18 protein-coding genes are annotated in these 20,038 nt (G+C 63.1%); 9 read left to right on the top strand and 9 right to left on the bottom strand.

All coding sequences use genetic code 11. The features are described from left to right. Positions 1–56: 56 nt before the first annotated feature. The 7 genes from desA to AC3WLM_RS02755 all read right to left on the bottom strand — a co-directional run bounded on the left by desA (position 57) and on the right by AC3WLM_RS02755 (position 8,195). The gene (desA, locus tag AC3WLM_RS02785; RefSeq protein WP_492476536.1) at positions 57–1,445 is read right to left on the bottom strand and encodes a syringate O-demethylase; all 1,389 of its coding nucleotides are present in this window, start codon (positions 1,443–1,445) and stop codon (positions 57–59) included. A gap of 190 nt (positions 1,446–1,635) precedes the next feature. Beyond that, the gene (locus AC3WLM_RS02780) at positions 1,636–1,893 is read right to left on the bottom strand and encodes an ATP synthase F1 subunit epsilon (RefSeq protein ID WP_039335066.1); all 258 of its coding nucleotides are present in this window, start codon (positions 1,891–1,893) and stop codon (positions 1,636–1,638) included. Between the two features lie 47 nt (positions 1,894–1,940). Beyond that, a complete protein-coding gene (gene atpD / locus AC3WLM_RS02775) occupies positions 1,941–3,383 on the bottom strand; it encodes a F0F1 ATP synthase subunit beta (protein WP_039335064.1) in 1,443 nt (480 codons plus the stop codon). 28 nt (positions 3,384–3,411) lie between these two features. Continuing rightward, positions 3,412–4,284, bottom strand: a complete 873-nt coding sequence (locus tag AC3WLM_RS02770; protein ID WP_039335060.1) for a F0F1 ATP synthase subunit gamma — start codon at positions 4,282–4,284, stop codon at positions 3,412–3,414. A 60-nt stretch (positions 4,285–4,344) separates the two neighbouring features. Then, positions 4,345–5,874 (bottom strand): F0F1 ATP synthase subunit alpha, encoded by a 1,530-nt coding sequence (gene atpA / locus AC3WLM_RS02765; RefSeq protein WP_039335058.1) that lies wholly within the window; start codon positions 5,872–5,874, stop codon positions 4,345–4,347. A 31-nt stretch (positions 5,875–5,905) separates the two neighbouring features. Continuing rightward, positions 5,906–6,460: a F0F1 ATP synthase subunit delta gene (locus AC3WLM_RS02760; protein WP_039335249.1), complete on the bottom strand. Its 555-nt coding sequence runs from the start codon at positions 6,458–6,460 to the stop codon at positions 5,906–5,908. Positions 6,461–6,638: 178 nt separating this feature from the next. Continuing rightward, positions 6,639–8,195 (bottom strand): S1 family peptidase, encoded by a 1,557-nt coding sequence (locus AC3WLM_RS02755; protein WP_492476535.1) that lies wholly within the window; start codon positions 8,193–8,195, stop codon positions 6,639–6,641. A 152-nt stretch (positions 8,196–8,347) separates the two neighbouring features. Between AC3WLM_RS02755 and ada the strand changes: the two genes are divergently transcribed. Together ada and AC3WLM_RS02745 are read left to right on the top strand one after the other, a co-directional pair. Then, the gene (ada, locus tag AC3WLM_RS02750) at positions 8,348–9,403 is read left to right on the top strand and encodes a bifunctional DNA-binding transcriptional regulator/O6-methylguanine-DNA methyltransferase Ada (RefSeq protein ID WP_492478081.1); all 1,056 of its coding nucleotides are present in this window, start codon (positions 8,348–8,350) and stop codon (positions 9,401–9,403) included. Continuing rightward, positions 9,396–10,268, top strand: coding sequence for a CPBP family intramembrane glutamic endopeptidase (locus tag AC3WLM_RS02745; RefSeq protein ID WP_492476534.1), 873 nt, complete (start codon positions 9,396–9,398; stop codon positions 10,266–10,268). The genes ada and AC3WLM_RS02745 overlap by 8 nt, the downstream gene beginning before the upstream one ends. Here AC3WLM_RS02745 and AC3WLM_RS02740 read toward each other — a convergent pair. Both AC3WLM_RS02740 and AC3WLM_RS02735 read right to left on the bottom strand, forming a co-directional pair. Continuing rightward, on the bottom strand, positions 10,265–11,818 hold the full coding sequence (locus AC3WLM_RS02740; protein WP_492476533.1) for a cryptochrome/photolyase family protein: 1,554 nt from the start codon (positions 11,816–11,818) through the stop codon (positions 10,265–10,267). The two genes, AC3WLM_RS02745 and AC3WLM_RS02740, sit on opposite strands and share 4 nt — an antisense overlap. A 64-nt stretch (positions 11,819–11,882) precedes the next feature. Beyond that, complete coding sequence (locus AC3WLM_RS02735; RefSeq protein WP_492476532.1) at positions 11,883–14,048, bottom strand: primosomal protein N'; 2,166 nt, start codon at positions 14,046–14,048, stop codon at positions 11,883–11,885. A 70-nt stretch (positions 14,049–14,118) separates the two neighbouring features. Here AC3WLM_RS02735 and AC3WLM_RS02730 point away from each other — a divergent pair, with 70 nt between their 5' ends. From AC3WLM_RS02730 to AC3WLM_RS02700, 7 genes are all read left to right on the top strand, one after another. Next, a complete protein-coding gene (locus AC3WLM_RS02730) occupies positions 14,119–14,802 on the top strand; it encodes a DUF4197 domain-containing protein (RefSeq protein WP_039335044.1) in 684 nt (227 codons plus the stop codon). Between the two features lie 94 nt (positions 14,803–14,896). Further along, a complete protein-coding gene (gene fsa, locus AC3WLM_RS02725; RefSeq protein ID WP_039335041.1) occupies positions 14,897–15,550 on the top strand; it encodes a fructose-6-phosphate aldolase in 654 nt (217 codons plus the stop codon). Between the two features lie 27 nt (positions 15,551–15,577). Beyond that, positions 15,578–17,392: a cobaltochelatase subunit CobT gene (gene cobT / locus AC3WLM_RS02720; protein WP_492476531.1), complete on the top strand. Its 1,815-nt coding sequence runs from the start codon at positions 15,578–15,580 to the stop codon at positions 17,390–17,392. A 54-nt stretch (positions 17,393–17,446) separates the two neighbouring features. Then, complete coding sequence (locus AC3WLM_RS02715) at positions 17,447–18,106, top strand: hypothetical protein (RefSeq protein WP_492476530.1); 660 nt, start codon at positions 17,447–17,449, stop codon at positions 18,104–18,106. Then, on the top strand, positions 18,103–18,618 hold the full coding sequence (locus tag AC3WLM_RS02710) for a DUF2846 domain-containing protein (protein WP_062343094.1): 516 nt from the start codon (positions 18,103–18,105) through the stop codon (positions 18,616–18,618). The genes AC3WLM_RS02715 and AC3WLM_RS02710 overlap by 4 nt, the downstream gene beginning before the upstream one ends. Before the next feature lie 58 nt (positions 18,619–18,676). Beyond that, the gene (locus tag AC3WLM_RS02705) at positions 18,677–19,348 is read left to right on the top strand and encodes a nitroreductase (protein WP_492476529.1); all 672 of its coding nucleotides are present in this window, start codon (positions 18,677–18,679) and stop codon (positions 19,346–19,348) included. Between the two features lie 9 nt (positions 19,349–19,357). Then, complete coding sequence (locus tag AC3WLM_RS02700; protein ID WP_492476528.1) at positions 19,358–20,029, top strand: nitroreductase; 672 nt, start codon at positions 19,358–19,360, stop codon at positions 20,027–20,029. The last annotated feature ends 9 nt before the right edge of the window (positions 20,030–20,038 follow it).

Here is a 20,038-nt window from a genome sequence, read left to right as displayed (position 1 = left end):
CGCCGGACCCGTCGGGATGGGCCGGCGCTCTCGCTGTCAGGCTTGCGCCCTGAGACTTACTTCTTCGTGCGCCAGCCTTCGGCGTAGCTGTCGCGGGCAACTTCCGAGTAGGGGACTGCAGCAACGGTGGCCTTGATTTCGGTCTGGACGTGGGGTTCGACCGTCGGCTTGGTGGTGCCGCCGTTGGGTTCGCCCCAGAGCAGGCTGACCTCGGTGCCAGGCTCGACGTAGCCCGGTTCCATCATCGCGAGGGTCAGGAACTTGCCTTCGTTGGCGGTGTAGCCGATCCAGGTGGAAAGGCCGACCATCTTGCCATCGGCGAGAACCTGATCGAATGGGTGCATCGAGTAGACCGCGCTCGGGTACTCCATGAACTTGGCGCGATCGCCCTTGCTCAGTGTCGAGGACTGGACGCGCATGACGTCTTCGTTGTCGAGCGCGAGCGTGACCTTGGTGCGGTGCTTGCCTTCAGCGGCCATCTTTTCGAGCGCGACACGGCCGATGAAGTCATGGTCGAACTTGACGAAGGGGCCGTAGCCGAGATCCCACGGCGTGGTGTAGTAGCCTTCGATGGTTTCGGGCACGTAGCTGCCGCCGACCGAGCACTTGGCTTCGTAGGAATTGGCGGAGAGCCATTCACGATAGGGGCGGAGCGCTTCGCCAGTGTAGATCGCGGGGAAGGGCGAGGGGATCCAGCCCGATTCCAGGGTGTTCGACGAGTAGGCGCGACCGCCGACCAGCGCCATCTGGAACTCCTTGCCGGCTTCGACCAATGCGGCGTGGACGGCGCCGTAATCTTCCCAGGGCCCCATGAGTTCGAACCCGGGCTGCCCGGCCATGCCGTGACGCAGCGCGCGCACTTCCTTGCCGCCGATGGTCATGCGGGTCATGTGGAAGAACTTGAGGTCAGGCGCGGTCTTGCCGGTGGCCTTCTCGATGATCTTCATCGCGTTCGGACCCTGCACCTGGAAACGGTACGAATTGCGTTTGCCATCGGTGCGCATCGCCCAGCGTTCGTCGCGCTCCACCGTGACGTTCCAGTTGCCCGAAGCAGCGTGGTATTCGACCCACTCGATCGTCGGTGCGCGGCCGACGAGGTTGAAGTGGTTTTCGTCGAGGTAGAACAGGATCACGTCGCCGATGACGTAGCCGTCGGGCGTCACCGGTACGAACTGCTTGGCGCGATCGGGCTGGAAGTTCTTGAACGAGTTGACGCCGAGGTGTTCGAGCATCTTGAAGGCGTCAGGCCCCTTAACCGCCAGATCGACCATATGGTACGACTGGTTGTAGAGCACCGCCGAGTGCGCCCACGCCCACTGTTCGTTGCGCCAGTTCGAGTATTCTGCCGGAACACCGGGATAGACGTTGGGGCCGACCTGCTGGTTGCGGACGAAGTTTACGAGGTCACCGGCATTCTGGATGACCTGTTCGAGGGTCTGGGACATGGTTTCTTGGCTCTCCCAATGCGATTTCGCGGATGTGGAGTCGCTTTGCCCTATTTTCGCGTGCTTGAAAAGTTCGGAATGCTGAATTGCGCAAAAAATGTATGTGACACATACGACCGGGTTCGGTTCTGCAAAAACGAAAGGGGCCGGTCCTTGCGGACCAGCCCCCTTGCGTGTCGGTTAAGGCAAATCAGCCTTCGACGTGTTCGGCGAGAACCGTCAGGCCCTTGGCGCCGACTTCCGCGAAGCCGCCCTGGACCGTGATCTCTTCAGGTGCCGAACCTGCAGACTTGTAGACCTTGATCGTCCCGTCCTTGACCGTGGACATGAAAGGCGCGTGGCCTTCCAGCACGCCGAATTCACCGTCGGTGCCAGGAACGACAACCATGTGGACCTCTTCCGAACGGACGAGGCGGGCCGGGGTGACGAGTTCGAAGTGGAGCGACATCTCTTGCCTTTCGGTCTCCCCGGGGCCAGCCCGGGGAGCTAGCTCAATCAGGCTTCAGCAGCCAGCTTCTTGGCCTTCTCGACCGCTTCGTCGATGCCGCCAACCATGTAGAACGCGGCTTCGGGAAGGTGGTCGTACTCGCCGTCGACGACAGCCTTGAACGAACGCACGGTGTCTTCGACCTGGACGAACTTGCCCGAGATGCCGGTGAACACTTCGGCGACGTGGAACGGCTGCGACAGGAAGCGCTGGATCTTGCGGGCGCGGGCGACGGTGAGCTTGTCTTCTTCCGAAAGCTCATCCATCCCGAGGATCGCGATGATGTCCTGCAGCGACTTGTACTTCTGCAGCGTTTCCTGAACGCGGCGGGCGGTCTGGTAGTGCTCTTCACCGACGACGGCGGGCGTCAGCACGCGCGAGGTCGAATCGAGCGGGTCGACCGCCGGGTAGATGCCGAGTTCAGAGATCGCGCGGTTCAGCGTGGTCGTTGCGTCCAAGTGGGCGAACGAGGTGGCCGGTGCCGGGTCGGTAAGGTCGTCCGCGGGAACGTAGATCGCCTGCACCGAGGTGATCGAACCCTTGGTGGTGGAGGTGATGCGCTCCTGCAGCGCGCCCATGTCGGTCGCGAGCGTCGGCTGGTAGCCCACCGCCGAAGGAATGCGGCCGAGCAGTGCCGACACTTCCGAACCCGCCTGGGTGAAGCGGAAGATGTTGTCGACGAAGAACAGAACGTCCTGGCCTTCCTGGTCGCGGAAGTACTCGGCCATGGTGAGACCCGACAGAGCGACGCGAGCGCGGGCGCCCGGCGGTTCGTTCATCTGTCCGAACACGAGAGCCACCTTCGAACCATCGGGGGTCGGGTTGCCGTCGGCGTCCTTGGCGATAACGCCAGCGTCGAGGAACTCGTGGTAGAGGTCGTTACCCTCGCGGGTGCGTTCACCGACGCCCGCGAAGACCGACACGCCGCCGTGGCCCTTGGCGATGTTGTTGATCAGTTCCTGAATGAGAACCGTCTTGCCCACGCCTGCGCCGCCGAACAGGCCGATCTTGCCGCCCTTGGCGTAAGGAGCGAGAAGGTCGATGACCTTGATGCCGGTCACGAGGATCGCGGCTTCGGTCGACTGCTCGATGAATTCCGGAGCCTTGGCGTGGATCGGAGCGGTCTGCTCGGCGCCAACCGGACCACGCTCGTCGATCGGATCGCCGACGACGTTCATGATGCGGCCAAGGGTCTTGGGGCCGACCGGCACCGAGATCTGCGCGCCGGTGTTGGTCACGGGCTGGCCGCGGGTCAGGCCGTCCGTCGAGTCCATCGCGATGGTGCGAACGGTGTTCTCGCCGAGGTGCTGCGCGACTTCGAGAACGAGGCGGTTGCCGTTGTTGTCGGTTTCGAGCGCCGAGAGAATGGCGGGGAGTTCGCCGTCGAACGCGACGTCGACGACGGCGCCGATGACCTGGCTGATCTTGCCGGTAGCTGCTGCGGTGGCCATTGTTGTTTCCTTGCCTTCTATGTCGTCGTCAGAGCGCTTCGGCGCCAGCGATGATTTCGATGAGTTCGGTGGTGATCGCGGCCTGGCGGCTGCGGTTGTACTGGATGGTGAGCTTGTTGATCAGCTCGCCCGCATTGCGCGTCGCGTTGTCCATCGCGGTCATCGACGCGCCCTGTTCCGAGGCTTCACGCTCAAGCAGGGCACCGAAGAGCTGCGTGGTGACGTAGCGCGGCAGCAGTTCCTCGAGGATTTCCTCCTCGCCCGGCTCGTATTCCACCACAGCATCGATAGCGACGGTGTTGGTGGGGGCGGGGACCGGGATGATCTGCGTGGTGACCGGCAGCTGGGTCAGCGCGTTCTTGAACTCCGGCGCGACGAGGTGCGCAACGTCGAACTTGCCGGCTTCGAACATTTCGAGGAGTTCGCGAGCGATCGCGCTGGCTTCATCGAAGCCGGGCGTGCGCACATTGCCGGTATCGTATCCGGCGGCGATGCCGTTCGGATAGTCACGGCGGATCGGGGCGCGGCCCTTCTTGCCGACGAGGTAGAACGACACCGTCTTGCCCGCGGCTTCAAGCGCGCGCGCCTGCAGCTTGGCTTCCTTGACGATGTTCGAGTTCAGACCACCGCACAGGCCCTTGTCGGTGTTGACCACGACAAGGAGGTGACGCTGGTCGGAGCCGGTGCCGCGCATCAGCAGCGGACCGTTGTCCTGGCCCGCGACCTTGGCAGCGAGGCTGCCCATGACTTCCGCGAGGCGGCTGGCATAGGGGCGCGCGGCCTCGGCAGCCGCCTGCGCCTTGCGCAGCTTGGCCGCCGCGACCATCTGCTTGGCCTTGGTGATCTTCTGGGTCGACTTGACCGAGTTGATCCGGCCCTTGAGTTCCTTCAGCGAGGCCATGACGGCTCCCTTGATCCGTCACCCCGCCGCGCTGGACGGGGTGGCGTTGACTTCAAAGACTTAGGCGAACTGCTTGGCGAAAGCGTCGAGCGCCGCGACCAGCTTGCCCTTGGCTTCGTCGCCAAGGTCCTTGGTGTCGCGGATCAGGCCGAGCAGGTCAGCGTGCTGCGTGCGCAGGAAGCTGAGCAGTTCGGCTTCATACTCGGTGACACGGTTCACCGGCACGCTGTCGAGGTAGCCCTGGGTACCGGCGAAGATCACCGCAGTCTGCTCTTCGAAGCCGAGCGGCGAGAACTGCGGCTGCTTGAGCAGCTCGGTCAGGCGTGCACCGCGGTTGAGGAGCTTCTGGGTCGACGCATCAAGGTCCGACCCAAACTGGGCGAAGGCCGCCATTTCGCGGTACTGGGCGAGCTCGAGCTTGATCGAGCCGGCAACCTTCTTCATCGCCTTGGTCTGGGCCGACGAGCCGACGCGCGACACCGACAGACCGACGTTGATGGCCGGACGAATGCCCTGGTAGAACAGGCCGGTTTCAAGGAAGATCTGGCCGTCGGTGATCGAGATCACGTTGGTCGGGATGTAGGCCGACACGTCGCCCGCCTGGGTTTCGATGATCGGCAGAGCGGTGAGCGAGCCAGCGCCGTTCTCGTCGTTCATCTTCGCGGCGCGCTCGAGCAGGCGGCTGTGAAGGTAGAACACGTCGCCGGGGTAGGCTTCGCGGCCCGGCGGGCGACGGAGCAGCAGCGACATCTGGCGATAGGCAACGGCCTGCTTGGAAAGGTCGTCGTACACGATCACGGCGTGCATGCCGTTGTCGCGGAAGAATTCGCCCATGGTCGCACCGGTGTAGGGCGCGAGGTACTGGAGCGGAGCCGGTTCCGAAGCGGTGGCGGCGATGACGATGGAGTATTCCATCGCGCCGTTCTCTTCGAGCTGGCGGACGATCTGCGCGACGGTCGAGCGCTTCTGACCCACGGCGACGTAGATGCAGTAGAGCTTCTTGCCTTCGTCGGTGCCGGCGTTGACGGCCTTCTGGTTGATGAAGGTGTCGATCGCGACGGCGGTCTTGCCGGTCTGACGGTCACCGATGATCAATTCGCGCTGACCACGGCCGACGGGCACGAGAGCGTCAATCGCCTTGAGGCCGGTCTGCACGGGTTCATGCACCGACTTGCGCGGGATGATGCCCGGAGCCTTGACTTCGACGCGGGTGCGGGTGGCGTCGACGATCGGGCCCTTGCCATCGATCGGGTTGCCGAGAGCGTCCACCACGCGGCCGAGGAGGCCCTTGCCGACGGGAACGTCGACGATCGTGCCGGTGCGCTTGACGACATCGCCTTCCTTGATTTCGGCGTCCGAGCCGAAAATCACGACACCGACGTTATCGGCTTCGAGGTTCAGGGCCATGCCCTTCACGCCATTGGCGAATTCGACCATCTCGCCGGCCTGGACCTTGTCGAGACCGTGGATGCGGGCGATGCCGTCACCCACCGAGAGAACCGACCCGACTTCCGAGACCTGGGCGTCGGTGCCGAAGCTGGCGATCTGGTCCTTGATGACCTTCGAGATTTCAGCGGCGCGGATTTCCATGTTCTGTCCTTCCTGGAACCTGTGCGGGCCGTTAGGCCTTCATCGCCTGGGCGAGAGAATTGAGACGGGTGCGGATCGAGCTGTCGATCATCTGGCTGCCGATCTTGACGACGAGGCCACCAAGGATTTCGGGATCGACGCTGGTCTTGAGCTTGATCGACTTGCCGGTACGGGCCTTCAGCTTTTCAGTGAGGGCTGCGATCTGTGCATCGTCGAGCGGGTGAGCGCTGGCGACTTCGGCGCTGACTTCGCCGCGATGGGCGGCAGCGATCTGGCCGAAGGCGCGGATCACGTCGGGCAGGGCCGAGAGGCGGCGGTTCGAAGCGAGCACGCCGAGGAACTTCTTCGTAAGGTCGCCAAGACCGAGCAGGCCGGCAACCGAATCCATTGCGCGGCCGGCTGCATCGCGGCCAAGCTGCGGGTTGCTGATCAGGCCCTTGAGGTCAGCCGATTCGCGCAGTGCAGCATCGAGCTTCTCGAGATCGCTTTCGACCGCCGAAACGAAGCTCTGTTCATTGGCCAGATCGAACAATGCCGAGGCGTAACGCCCTGACAGGCTGGCCGTAATGCCGCTGGAAATCTCCACGCGCCGAAGTTCCTTCATCCAGGATAAGCCGAGGCAGACCATTACCCGGCGATGAACACCGGTTGGCCTGCAGACGGGGCGCGCCTAGCAACGTCAGGCCCATATGACAAGATGCGACTTGGCTTCTTGTGCATAGGTATGATCGTGATTTCCTCGATCGACGTCCGATCGACAGGTCTCAGGGCTGAGGCTGGCAGTTGTAGCGCATGCGCTCATTGGGTTCGGGAGGAAGCAGTGCCTTGATGGACTGCTGGTTCTGGCCGAACTGGCGGGCGGCTTCTTCACCGGCGCCGCATGCGGGCGCATTGAGCTTTGCGCGTGCAGCGCGGGCCTCGGTCATGGCATCCAGACCCACGAGAAACCGTTCCACGGTGTAGGTCCGGGATTGTGGATCATACGAATTCACCGAGATCGTTTCCTCGCCGTTCGGCACAAGGATTCGGCTCCAGCCATCGTTGGCGAGGCCGTACTGCGTCTTTCCGTTCATGCAGCCAGTTTCGGTCCATTCGATCGGAACATCGGTGATATCGGAAACGGTGACGCGGCTGCGTTCGGGATCGAGCACGCAGATCATGCGTCCTGAGCCAGGGCGATCGAGTGCCGCTGCCGAACTGCTGGAAGACGCCTGGGGTTGTTCGAGGTTTTCCCGTGCGCGGCTATCTATTGATGCGAGCGACGGGCGCAGGAACCATACTGCGATAGCGGACACAAGCAGCGCCGCAGCACCAAAGACGTGCTTGCGCTGAAATTTTCCGCGCCGCCGTGAGGCCTGGACCATGCCCCAACCGCCAACGCCGAGCGCGCCGACGAGCAGCAGGGCGGCCAGGGCCATGCCGTTGTCACGCTCGGACAGCACTGCCATTTCAGCCTCGCGCCGCGCAGTTTCGAACTGCTGCTGGCTGGCTTGCGCGCGTGCTTCGCGTTCGGCAGCCATGCGGGCCTGTTCTCCGGCTGCGCGTTGCGCTTCGGCGCGGTCCAGATCCGCTATCGAGCGACATGGCAGGCCACTGCTATGCACGTCCACCTTGGCGCGGAGCAGGAAGGCCGAAAGCTCGCGCATCGAAATGGCGAAGTAGAAGGACGAATCGGTGCTGTTGTCGCTGACCGTGCCGAAGGAATTGACGCCGATTACGCGGCCGCAGGAATCGAGCAGCGGGCCGCCCGAATTTCCCGATCCAAGCGGGGCCGTGTGCAAGAGGGTATCGAATGACCGCGAGGAGCGGCCCCCGGACAGATAGCCGCGTGTCTTGACCGCTTCCTGCGGCGTGACGAGATCGGCCATCGACAAGCCTTGCGCCAGATCGACGTTGCCGGGATAGCCGACGGCATAGACCTCCGAACCATCGGTTGGTGCACCGGGAAAGAGCGTGATTGGCGTAAGGGTGCCGCCACCTTCGATGCGCAGCAGGGCAAGGTCATTGCCGGGCGAATAGGCGACCAGCTTGGCCGGATATCCGTTGCGGCCCTCGGCGGGGACGACACCGGCGATGAGAGTGTCGTCTCCGCGCAGCTCCTCGACGACATGGGCATTGGTGACGATCAGGTTCGGGGTCACGGCGAATCCCGTGCCATGGGTAATCAGCCGGGCGCGATCGCCGTCGCTTTCAATGATCACCACGCGAACCACGGAGCGGCTTGCCGCGCTGATGTCCGCCGGATCGGCCATGGCGACAGGCGCCGCTACCAATGCGAAAAGAGCTGCAAGGAGGGCAATTATCTGTTTGGCGACACGCATGTACCCGCTTTTTGCGCCATATTGCTTTGACCGCAAGGTGCGGGACGCTTTTGGCATGGAGCGCGGGCAGAAACTCTCCACAAGAAGGAGATGTGACCATGCACAAGGCGACGCGGGCTTGCAGCTATCGTTCGGAGCTTTATCGAAAGCCTATGACGAGTGGATCGAAGATTGCCGACGACGAGGCGTGGGCGGCGGTGCTGGCACGCGATCGCTCTTATGATGGCCATTTTGTCACAGGTGTGCTGACCACCGGGATTTACTGTCGACCGTCCTGCTCTGCACGGCATCCCCGCCGCGAAAACGTGCGCTTCTTCCCAGATGGGGAGGCTGCACGTGGGGCAGGTCTCAGGCCCTGCCTGCGTTGCTCCCCCGATGATGTATCGCGCGACGAGCGCGCCGTGCTGACGGCTATCGAGGCTATCAAGTCGGCGGGCCAACCGGTGGGTCTGGCCGATCTGGCGAAACGCTGCGGGTATTCGCCCGCTCACTTCCAGCGCGTATTTGCCAAGGCAACGGGACTGTCGCCAACAGCCTATGCGCGGGCGTTGCAAAATGCCCGGATGGCCGAGGCGCTCTCAGGAACGGAAAGGGTTGCCGATGCAATCTACGATGCCGGTTTCTCGGGACCTTCGCGGTTTTATTCGGCTGCTGGGAAGCGGTTGGGAATGACGCCATCGGCCTGGGTCAATGGTGGGAGGGGAGTGAGGATTCGCTGGGCAGTCGTTCCCACAACTCTTGGGAACATGCTCGTCGCTGCGACCGACAAAGGCATCTGCCGTCTGGCGTTCAACGAGAGCGACGAAGCTTTGCGGCGGCGCTTTCCCGAGGCCGCTCTGGAAGAAGGGGGGGCGGATTTCGCCAATCTGCTGGAGGAGGTCATCGCGGCCGTCGAGGCTCCGGGCGATCATTCTCATATTCCGATCGACGTGAAGGGAACGTCATTTCAGGAGGCTGTGTGGCAGGCCTTGCGGCAGATACCGCCTGGTGAGACCCGCTCCTACGCAGAAATCGCGGCAGCCGTTGGCAAACCGGGCGCGGTGCGTGCAACAGGCACCGCAAACGGGGCGAACAACGTGGCGGTGCTCATTCCCTGTCACCGCGTAATCCGGTCGGACGGTTCTCTCGGTGGTTACGCCTACGGGCTCGAAATCAAACAACGGTTGCTCGACAAGGAACGGCACCAGAAGGGAAGCCAGCATGAATGATGTTTCCGGACCGACAAGGCCAAGCTTGTTGCGGCGGATCGTCGGTTTTCCCGCAGTCCTGATCATCATCGAATTCGGGCTTGTTGCCTTCGTGGCATCGCTGGCTTCGCTGTTGCTGAAGAGGGTGGTGCCGGACGATACCTTCCTGGACTTTCTTGCCGCCCTGATCATCGCGGCACTGGCCATCACGACGTACCTCGCTTGTCGGCGATGGATCGAGCGACGCGGGAACGATGAACTGCCGCTGGTCATGTTCGGGCGTGAAGTGTCTCTTGGATTCTTCATCGGGGCCGCGCTGTTCGGCTTCATGACAGGGATCGTTGCCGCGTTGGGCGGGTTTGCGGTCGAAGGCGTGAACGGCATTGGGGCCTTGTGGGCCATGCTGGCGATGGCGGTAACATCGGGGACGATCGAGGAAATCCTGTTCCGGGGCATCCTGCTGCGACACATCGAGGCGATGCTGGGCACCTGGGCGGCGCTTGGCATTACCGCGGCATTGTTCGGCGCGGCCCATCTGGGAAACGAGGGAGCGACCTTCTTTGCCGCCTTCGCCATTGCCATGGAAGCCGGCATCCTGCTCGGCGCGGCATACCTTTGGAAACGAAGGCTGTGGATCCCGATCGGCATTCATGCCGCGTGGAATTTCACCCAGGGCTGGGTGTTCAGCGTGCCGGTTTCAGGGGGCGCAGTGCCTGACGGATTGCTGGTCACGACGCGCAACGGGCCAGATTGGCTGACGGGTGGAGCCTTCGGGCTTGAAGCCAGCGTGATTGCGATGCTGGTCGCCACGGGAGCGGGCCTGTTCCTGTTGGTGCGGGTCGTGCGGCAAGGAGGGATCAGGCCGCCGATGTGGGTCAGGCGTTAGCGCGCCCAACCGGGCTCTGCGGGCTTAAGCGTTTCGAGGAAGGCGTCCGCGCTCCGGATATACTCCGCGCGTTTGTCCTCGCTCATCCGCCGCCACGTGGCATAGGGCTGAGCGAGGCGGTGATAGGCGGAAAGCTTCTGCTCGTTCCGCGCGAGGAAATGCCAGTAGAGTGCATTGAACGGGCAGGCGCCGGGGCCGGTCTTCTGCTTCACGTCGTAAGTGCATTTGCCGCAATAGTCGCTCATGCGATCAATGTAGGCGCCGCTGGCCGCGTAGGGTTTGGACGCCAGACGGCCCTTGTCGGCATGAAGGATCATGCCTGCCACGTTGGGCAGTTCGACCCATTCATAGGCATCGGCAAAGACGATCAGATACCATTCCGCCACTTCCCGAGGGTCAAGGCCGGCAAGCAGAGCGAAATTGCCGAGCACCATCAACCGCTGGATGTGATGGGCATAGGCATTGTCCCGCGTGGTGCGGACACATTCGGCAATGCAGTGCATCTGCGTGTCGCCCGTCCAGTAGAAGTCGGGTAGCGGACGGTGGGCATCAAGGCCGTTGGCTTCGGCGAGCGCCGGCATTTCCAGCCAGTACATGCCGCGGATGTACTCCCGCCAGCCGATGATCTGGCGGATGAAGCCTTCGACGGCTTCCAGTGGTGCGCGGCCTTCGCGCCATTCCGTCTCGGCACGGCGACAGAGGTCGAGCGGATCCAGGAGGCCGATATTGATCGCGGGGGACAGTGCGGCGTGAAACAGGAAATCCTGCCCCGTCACCATTGCGTCCTGATACCTGCCGAACATTGGCAGACGGTCCTTGAGGAAGGCGTCTCTTGCCTGCTCCGCCTCGGCCCTGCAAACCGGCCAGGCAAAGTTGCCGAGCGAGCCGAAGTGCCTGTCAAATCGTTCGGCGACCATTTGGAGAACCTCGTGCGTCACCTCGTCCGGCTTGAACGCGGGGAGAACTGGCGGCGCGAGGCTCTTCTCGGGTCCTCTCCGGTTTTCCGCGTCGAAATTCCAGCGACCTCCCATTGGCTTGTCACTGTCCATGAGAAGTCCGGTCTTGCGGCGCATTTCACGGTAGAACCATTCCATGCGCAACTCGTGGCGGCCTGCCGCCCATTCGAAGAAGTCGGGCAGGGGGCAGATGAAGCGGTTATCGGGCAAAATGCGGACGCGGACCGGGAGGTCCGTGCGCCACTGCTCCATTGCCTGTCGCACCCGCCATTCCCCTGGCTCGGTCACCTGCACGCCGCGTACGTCATGGCGAGCCATGGCGCGGGCAACTTCGCCGCTGAAGCTGCCGGTGTTTTCCGGGTCATCAAGGCGAACGTAGTCGACCGTCCAGCCAGCCTCGCGCAATTCCTGGGCGAAGTGGCGCATGGCCGAGAGGATCAGCGCGATCTTGGCCTTGTGATGGAGGACGTAGGTGGTCTCCTCGGCCACTTCCATCATCAGGATCACGGTGTCGTCCGGCTTGCGATCAGCCAGGCTGGAGATGTCAGGCGAAAGCTGGTCGCCAAGGATCGGAACGAGGACGGGGCCGGTCATCCTTGCGGAATGGCCGAGTGGCGTTTTGGTTCAACCTGCCTCTAAGGGTCAGGCCCCCTAAGCGTCAGACAAAGCTGTAGGGATCGATATCCACGGCGACACGGACGCCCGGCGGGAAGCGCAGGGGATCGAGCCAGTCGCGGATTACGCGCTGCAGTTCGGTGGAGCGGCGTGCGTTGATCAGCAGGCGGTAGCGATAGCGGCCGCGCAGGAGCGACAGCGGCGCCGGGGCAGGCCCGAGAATCAGCACGTCGTCCAGTCGCGGCGCCGAACCTCCAATCCCGCGAGCAGCGTCGCGCGCTTCGGCTTCGTCCTCGCTTGAAACGATGATCGCGGCCCAACGTCCGAAGGGTGGCGCTCCGGCATCGCGCCGGGCTTCGGCTTCGGCGGCGTAGAAGGCGTCACGATCGCCGCTGGCCAGGGCCTCGATAACCGGCGCTTCGGGGTGCCGGGTCTGGATCAGCACCTCGCCGGGCTTTTCACCACGGCCGGCGCGGCCTGCGACTTGCGCCACTTGCTGATAGGTGCGTTCGGCAGCGCGAAGGTCACCGCCTTCGAGGCCCATGTCGGCATCGATCACGCCGACCAGCGTGAGTTCCGGAAAGTGGTAGCCCTTGGTGACAAGCTGGGTGCCGACGATCACGTCGATCGCCTTGTTGCTTGCCATCTCGACGAACTCTGCAGCCTTCGCGGGGCTGGTCAGCGTGTCGGAAGTGACCAGCGCGACGCGGGCTTCGGGCAGGATCGCCGCAACCTCGTCTGCAATGCGTTCAACCCCGGGGCCGCAGGCGACAAGGCAATCAGGCTCGCTGCATTCGGGGCAGGCATCGGGCGGCGGGATCTCGTGTCCACAATGGTGACAGGCGAGGCGGCGCGAGAGGCGGTGCTCGACCAGCCAGGCCGAGCAGTTGGGGCACTGGAACCGATAGCCGCAGGTCCGGCACAGGGTAAGCGGAGCATAGCCGCGCCGGTTCAGGAAAAGCAGTGACTGCTCGCCCTTGGCGAGCCGATCCTTCAGTGCCTCGACCAATGGCGGCGCGATCCAGTGTCCGCGCTCGGGCTGTTGCTCGCGCAGGTCGACAATCTGGATGTCTGGCATCGTCGCCCCGCCAAAGCGTGCGGGCAGGACCACCCGCTCGTAACGCCCGGCTTCGGCCATCTGCAGACTTTCCAGCGCCGGCGTGGCGCTGGCGAGGATGACTGGCACTTTCTCGAAATGAGCGCGCATGACTGCGACGTCGCGGGCGTTGTAGCGCACCCCGTCGTCCTGCTTGAACGAGATCTCGTGCGCTTCGTCGACGACGATGAGGCCGAGGCGGGCGAAGGGCAGGAACAGTGCGCTGCGTGCACCGACCACCACTTGCGCCGTTCCTGCTGCCACAGCCCGCCACGCGCGCCGCCGTTCGGACGATTTCAGCGAGGAATGCCACGTGACCGGCGGTACCCCAAAGCGCGCTTCGAAGCGCTTGAGGAAGGTTTCTGTGAGCGCGATTTCCGGAAGGAGCACGAGGACTTGCCGCCCTTGCTCAATCGCGGCTGCCACCGCTTCGAAATAGGTTTCCGTCTTGCCGGAGCCGGTCACGCCGTCGAGCAGAAACGGGTGGAAGGCATGTGCATTGACCGACTCGACAAAGCGGGCGGCGACTTCCGATTGCTCATCCGACAGGTCGGGCGCGGCGAAACCAGCATCCGCGGGGGGATAGGGCCGGTCCGAATCGACCACCACCGGTTCAAGCAGCCCGGCATTGACCATTCCGCGCAGCACGCCGTCGGAGACCCCGGCGATTTCCGACAGTTCGCGGATCGTTGCCTGCTGGTCCTGCAACAGGTCCAGAGCGATGAGACGCTGGGGCGTCATTCGATCCGGCTCGCGGCCGGTCAGGCGATATTCGGTGACGGTGCCGCCGCCTTGCAGTGCGGCCGTGCTTGACAGCGCCATGCGCGCCACTGCCGCAAGCGGCGCGACGTAATAGTCGGCAGTCCACTCGATCAGGCGCCGCAATGGTGCGGGCAGGGGAGGGACAGGGAGAACCCGAAGCAATGGGCGGAGTTTGGCATCCGGAACTTCAGTTCCCGGCAGCCGTTCCGCTTCCCAGACCACGCCGATGATCTGCCGCGGCCCCAGTGGTGCGATCACGACGCTGCCAGGTTTTACGTCCATCCCGGCGGGCACGCGATAGTCGAGCGGGCCGAGCGCGGAGTTGAAGACAAGGCATCGGACGCGGTTCATGTTCGCCGGTCTATATGGGGCTGCATCGCAACGGGCAAAGCCCGGGCGCAAAGGAATTGAGGAGAAAAACGTGTCGCAGGCTTCCACCATCCTGAACCGCCGGGTCCTGCTTGGCGGCATGACGTCAGCTGCCGTGCTCGCCGTTTCCGGCTGTGCGAGCTATCCGCAGTTCTCGCTGGAAGAGGCCGTGCGTCGGCTGCTGTTCCTCTCGACCGATAGGGCCTTTGCGCGCTTGCTGGCGCCGGGCGGGTTCTGGGACGATCAGGTAACCCGGCTTGCCCTGCCCCAGGCTATCGGAAACCGCGGCGGCGTGCTCGAGCGGATCCTGACCGGACCGATCGTCAGGGACCGGCTGCAGCGGGCGTTCAACGACATGGCCTATGACGCGGCGGAACGCGCAGCGCCTGCGGTGACAGACGCGGTGCGCACTATCGGCATTCGCAATGCACTCGCGCTGCTGCGCGGTTCAGATCCGATGGGGGCGACGTCGTTCCTGCACCAGGAGATGGGCACGAGCCTTGTCGAGATCATGGTGCCGGAGTTCGGCGATGCGATCCGGGTGAGCCGGGACCCGCTGCTGGGGCAGGTCCTTGGCGCGCTGACAGGTGTTGACGTTGGCGGCATTGCCAATTCGCTGGCCTATGAGGCGGACAATGCAATCTTCCGCGCAATCGGCCGGGAAGAGGCCGCCATCCGTTCTGACCCTCGTTCGACCAACGATCCGGTGCTGATGGCCGCTTTTGGCCTGAAATAGTCTGACAAATTCGCATGCTCGGGCACTGACATTGGCCGAGGCTTTCCCTATAGGCACGGGGGAATCACTTCTCCCTGCTGGAAGGCCTCGTCCCATGAAGTTCTTCGTCGACACTGCCGATACCGCCGAAATCGCCGACCTTGCTGCCACTGGCCTGCTTGATGGCGTGACCACCAACCCGACCCTGATTGCCAAGGCGGGCAAGGACTTCATTGAAGTCACCCGTGAGATCTGCGGTCTGGTCGATGGTCCGGTGTCGGCCGAAGTCGTGGCGCTGGACCACGAAGGCATGATGCGCGAGGCCGAGATCCTGCGGAAGATCGCCGACAACGTCTGCATCAAGGTCCCGCTGACGATTGACGGTCTCAAGACCTGCAAGGCGCTGACCAGCGACGGTACGAAGGTCAACGTCACGCTCTGCTTCTCGGCCAATCAGGCGCTGCTGGCGGCCAAAGCCGGCGCGACCTTCATCTCGCCGTTTGTCGGCCGTCATGACGACAACGGCTTCGATGGTATGGACCTGATCCGCGACATCCGCCTGATCTACGACAACTATGCGTTCGAGACCGAAATCCTCGTCGCTTCGATCCGCCACGGGGTTCACGTGCTGGAAAGCGCACGCATCGGTGCCGACGTGATCACTGCGCCTCCGGCCGTGATCAAGGGCCTGTTCAAACATGTCCTTACGGACAAGGGTATCGAAGGCTTCCTTGCGGACTGGGCGAAGACCGGCCAGAAGATCGGCTGAACGTTCTGAATCACGGGCATTTGCGCATTGGCTGACGAAACTCCCCTCGACCGTTTCCGTTCGGTGCTGACCGGCACTGCGCGGGCGATCTCGCTCGATCCCGAGGTCGAGGTGGCGTGGACGGCGGATGCGCCGGTGCAGTCCGGGCAGTCCATGCGCGTGCCAATGCCAGGGCGTTCGCTCCCGGCAGAGCAGGTAGCAGAAGCCCGCGGTCATGCGGATTCGATGGCGCTGCGGCTGCGCCATCACAACGCTGCCATGCACGGCCGCAATGCGCCGACCGAGGCACTGGCGCGCGCTTGCTATGATGCGGTGGAGCAGGTCCGCTACGAGGCGCTTGGCGCGAACGCCTATGCCGGCATGCGCGGCAACCTCGGTGCGGCCCTCGCCATGCGCATGGCCTCCGACCCGATCAGTCGCGCCGCAAAGCCCGAGGACGTTCCCCTGCCAACCGCGCTTGCGCTGCTCCTGCGCGAGAAGCTGACGGGACAGGAATCCCCGGCGTCGACCGATACCGGCATGGCGATGGTGCGCAGCTGGATCGAGAGCAAGGTTGGCCAGGACATCGAAGGCCTTGCCCTCTCGCTCGACAACCAGCGGGCGTTTCAGCAGCTTGCACTGGACATGCTGCAGCATCTCGACCTGACGCAGTCCGCGTCCGAACAGGATGAGGACACGCAGGACGACGAGGGCGAGGAGCAGGAAGACGAGGGCGAGGAAGAGCCCTCGAACTCCGACGATCAGGAGCAGCAACCGTCCGAAGTGGCTGGCGACACCAGCGAGGGCGACGAGGATTCGGAGTCCGAGCAGGAAATCGAACAGGACGACGATGCGGCCGATTCGGACATGGCCGACGAGGGCGAGGAGGGCATGCTGCCGACGCGGCCCAACCGTCCCTGGACCGACCTGCCCGAGAACTTCGACTACAAGAGCTACACCACGCAGTTCGACGAGGTCGTTTCGGCTAACGACCTGTGCGACGAGGAAGAACTGACGCGTCTCCGCGCCTACCTCGATACCCAGCTCAAGGGGCTGCAGGGCGTGGTCACGCGCCTCGCCAACCGGCTACAGCGTCGCCTGATGGCGCAGCAGAACCGGTCTTGGGACTTCGACCAGGAAGAAGGTCTGCTGGACGCGGCTCGGCTTGCCCGCGTGGTGATCTCGCCGGGCCATTCGCTGTCCCACAAGATCGAGCGCGATGTCGAGTTCAAGGACACCATCGTCACGCTACTGATCGACAATTCCGGATCGATGCGCGGGCGCCCCATCTCGATCGCAGCGATCAGCGCCGACATTCTTGCGCGCACGCTTGAGCGTTGCGGGGTCAAGACAGAAGTGCTCGGCTTCACCACCCGCGCGTGGAAGGGGGGGCAAAGCCGCGAGGCATGGCTGGCCGGTGGCAAGCCTTCGCAACCGGGCCGTCTGAACGACTTGCGCCACATCGTCTACAAGAAGGCCGACGAGCCCTGGCGCCGTGCGAGAAAGAACCTCGGCCTGATGATGCGCGAGGGTCTGCTCAAGGAAAACATCGACGGCGAAGCGCTGCTGTGGGCGCATACCCGCCTGCTGGCCCGGCCCGAAGACCGCCGCATCCTCATGGTCATTTCCGATGGCGCTCCGGTTGATGACTCCACTTTGTCCGTCAACAACGCGGGATACCTGGAACAGCACCTTCGCAAGGTGATCGACTGGATCGAGAAGCAATCGCCGGTCCAGCTTGTCGCGATCGGCATCGGTCACGATGTGACCCGATATTACCGCCGCGCAGTGACGATCATGGATGCCGAACAATTGGGCGGCACGATTATCGAACAGTTGGCAGATCTGTTCGAGGACGAGTGAACTTCATCCGATTCCACTTGTCATCTTTGTGACGAGCAGGCACATCCATACTCCATGGGGCGGGGTTTAAATCGGATCGTTTTGGGTGCGCTGTCTGCCGGCGCCGCCGTTGCTGGATCATCGTGCGGCTGGGCGCAGGAGTCGACTGCCGCGGCATCAACTACGGTAGCTGTTTCCGCCGTCGATCAAGCGAAATCGATCCCTCCGCTGACCACGGTAGAAATCGTGCTCGATGTCGCTTTGGGCAGTAAAATCAGCAAAACCGGTGAGACGTTCCCCTTTCATCTGGCCAAGCCTATCATCCTTGAGGGCGTGGAAGTGGTGCCTGCTGGCACGCCAGGAGAGGGCGAGGTAATTCACGCCAAAAAGGGCGGCGGTGGCGGTGCTCCGGGCGAACTGATTCTGGCAGCGAAGTATTTGCAGCTGGGCGCTCGCAGATTGCGACTGCGCTCTCTGAAGTTGGATTCGCTAGGCAACGACAAGATGGGAACTGTAACCGGCGTGAGCGCCGCCGCAGCGGCGACCGTTCCTGCCGCTGCTCTGCTCGGTCTGTTCATTACTGGTGGCGAGAAGACGTTGCCTATGGGGACCATTCTCCCGGCCAAGACCGCTGAGGCCTTTGCAATCGAACCGCCTGGCTCCCCAACGGGAGCCGCACAGCTTGAAAAGACAACCGGCGACGGTGCCGGAGCGCAGGGAAGGGGTAATCGATGAAGACTTCGACATTCAGGACGATTGGCGCTGCGGTTGCGATAGCAGCGATGCCGCTTGCCGCATCAGGCGCATCAGCCGCCGACAAGGCACCAGTGGTCATTCCGCCGCCGCCTGCTGGCAAGGGCCAGATCGTTTTCTATCGCACGGGAACGATCATGGGTGCGGCAATGGGCTGCGCGGTCAACGAAAAGGGACAGAAGATCAGCTCGCTGGGCGCGGGTCGCTATTTCATTCTGGTGACTGAACCGGGCCGTCACGAATATACCGTGAAGAGCGAGGCCAAGGACGTGCTTGCGCTTCAGGTGGAAGCTGACGAAACGCAGTATGCGATGTGCAAGATCAAGATGGGGATCATGGCCGGGCGTCCGGATCTGCGTCCGTCTACTGAAGCCGAATTCGTAAAATCGAGCACTGACCGCCTTGTCGATGCTGAGGATATGGGGCCTGGACCGGGCGCGCTGCGACCGGAGGAAGTGGCTGCTGCTGTCGCTGCGACCAAGACCAAGTCCTGAGCCAATTCTGTTGCAAGCCGGGTTGACTGCCTTGGTTTAACCGGGCAGTTAATCCGGCATGAGCACGATGACCGTCAGCGAAGCCGTACTTTCCCGTCGTTCCATCCGGGCTTTCAGGCCTGACCCTGTGCCGCTCGAGACCTTGCGTCGCGTATTGGACAAAGCAAGGTGGGCGCCGTCTGGCTGTAACTTTCAACCTTGGGAAGCGACCATTGTGACCGGCGCTCCCCTGGCCGAGTTGCAGGCGAAGATGCTTTCGTCACCGATGCAGGATCCGATCGAATATTCGTGGTCTGATCCCGAGGTCATTCCCGAATGCAAGGCTCGCCTCCATGCGGTCGGAGCCGCCATGTATCAGGCGATGGGCGTGGGACGAGCCGATGCGGATGCAAGGGCCGACTTCGTTCGCAACAATGCCACGTCTTTCGGCGCCCCGGCGGTGCTGCTCTGCTATTTCGATCGTCGCATGGGGCCGCCGCAGTGGTCGGACGTCGGGATGTGGCTGCAGACGTTCATGCTGCTTCTGCGGGAAGAGGGGCTTGATTCCTGCCCCCAGGAATTCCTCTCGATGTATGCCAAGCTTATCAAGGAGTTCATTGGCGTTTCTGATGAGACCCACATCTTCTTCTGCGGCATTGCGATTGGATACCGTGATGATGGCAATCCCGTGAACGGTTTCAGTCGCCAGCGCGAGCCGATCGACGGAAACGTGCGATTCCTCGGTTTCTGAAGCGGTTCGATGGACGTAACCGAGGCAGTGCTGACGCGGCGATCGGTGCGTCTTTTTCGCTCGGACCCCGTACCTTTCGACATCCTTCAGCGTGTCCTCACGAAGGCGCAAAGAGCTCCTTCGGGTGGCAATGTCCAACCTTGGAACGCCCACGTCATTTCGGGTGAGCCGCTCGACCGGCTGGTCAGAACCGTAGGTGCCGTAATACCAATGGGGCGCAATGCTCACGTGCCCGAATACGCCATCTATCCGCCGGATCTTGAGGGTGCTTACGAAGCGCGGCGATTTGGTGTGGGCGAAGCGATGTACGCTGCGCTTGGCATCGAACGGGACAACAAGCGCGGTCGCCTGGCCCAGTTCATGCGCAACTTCCGGGCCTTCGGTGCGCCAGTGCTCATGCTGGTCCACACGCCGCGCTACATGGGGCCGCCGCAGTGGTCGGATATCGGCATGTGGCTGCAGACGGTCATGCTTCTGTTGCGTGAGGAAGGGCTTGATTCCTGCGCGCAGGAGGCCTGGGCCGTTTACCAGAAGCAAGTCCGGGAATGCGTCGCCATCCCCGAGGATCACGTATTCTTCTGTGGGCTGGCGATCGGCTATCGCGATCAGGACGCAGCCATCAATCGCTTTGAAGTACCTCGCGCGGCGCTGGAAGAGGCAGTGACTTTCGAGGGCTTCTGACGCCTGACC

This window comes from Novosphingobium sp. FW305-C-30-35 (genome assembly GCF_058783135.1).
The sequence above is the reverse complement of the archived record's forward strand: the minus strand, read 5'-3'. Positions and strand labels throughout refer to the sequence as shown.

What these genes read in the sequence shown, in the direction of transcription:
- AC3WLM_RS02740 (WP_492476533.1), bottom strand. Translation starts at nt 11,818, where the DNA reads ATGACCGGCCCCGTCCTCGTTCCGATCCTTGGCGACCAGCTTTCGCCT.
- AC3WLM_RS02715 (WP_492476530.1), top strand. Translation starts at nt 17,447, where the DNA reads ATGGGGCGGGGTTTAAATCGGATCGTTTTGGGTGCGCTGTCTGCCGGC.
- AC3WLM_RS02745 (WP_492476534.1), top strand. Translation starts at nt 9,396, where the DNA reads ATGAATGATGTTTCCGGACCGACAAGGCCAAGCTTGTTGCGGCGGATC.
- atpA (WP_039335058.1), bottom strand. Translation starts at nt 5,874, where the DNA reads ATGGAAATCCGCGCCGCTGAAATCTCGAAGGTCATCAAGGACCAGATC.
- ada (WP_492478081.1), top strand. Translation starts at nt 8,348, where the DNA reads ATGACGAGTGGATCGAAGATTGCCGACGACGAGGCGTGGGCGGCGGTG.
- AC3WLM_RS02780 (WP_039335066.1), bottom strand. Translation starts at nt 1,893, where the DNA reads ATGTCGCTCCACTTCGAACTCGTCACCCCGGCCCGCCTCGTCCGTTCG.
- fsa (WP_039335041.1), top strand. Translation starts at nt 14,897, where the DNA reads ATGAAGTTCTTCGTCGACACTGCCGATACCGCCGAAATCGCCGACCTT.
- desA (WP_492476536.1), bottom strand. Translation starts at nt 1,445, where the DNA reads ATGTCCCAGACCCTCGAACAGGTCATCCAGAATGCCGGTGACCTCGTA.
- AC3WLM_RS02710 (WP_062343094.1), top strand. Translation starts at nt 18,103, where the DNA reads ATGAAGACTTCGACATTCAGGACGATTGGCGCTGCGGTTGCGATAGCA.
- AC3WLM_RS02755 (WP_492476535.1), bottom strand. Translation starts at nt 8,195, where the DNA reads ATGCGTGTCGCCAAACAGATAATTGCCCTCCTTGCAGCTCTTTTCGCA.
- AC3WLM_RS02735 (WP_492476532.1), bottom strand. Translation starts at nt 14,048, where the DNA reads ATGAACCGCGTCCGATGCCTTGTCTTCAACTCCGCGCTCGGCCCGCTC.
- AC3WLM_RS02705 (WP_492476529.1), top strand. Translation starts at nt 18,677, where the DNA reads ATGAGCACGATGACCGTCAGCGAAGCCGTACTTTCCCGTCGTTCCATC.
- AC3WLM_RS02700 (WP_492476528.1), top strand. Translation starts at nt 19,358, where the DNA reads ATGGACGTAACCGAGGCAGTGCTGACGCGGCGATCGGTGCGTCTTTTT.
- AC3WLM_RS02770 (WP_039335060.1), bottom strand. Translation starts at nt 4,284, where the DNA reads ATGGCCTCGCTGAAGGAACTCAAGGGCCGGATCAACTCGGTCAAGTCG.
- atpD (WP_039335064.1), bottom strand. Translation starts at nt 3,383, where the DNA reads ATGGCCACCGCAGCAGCTACCGGCAAGATCAGCCAGGTCATCGGCGCC.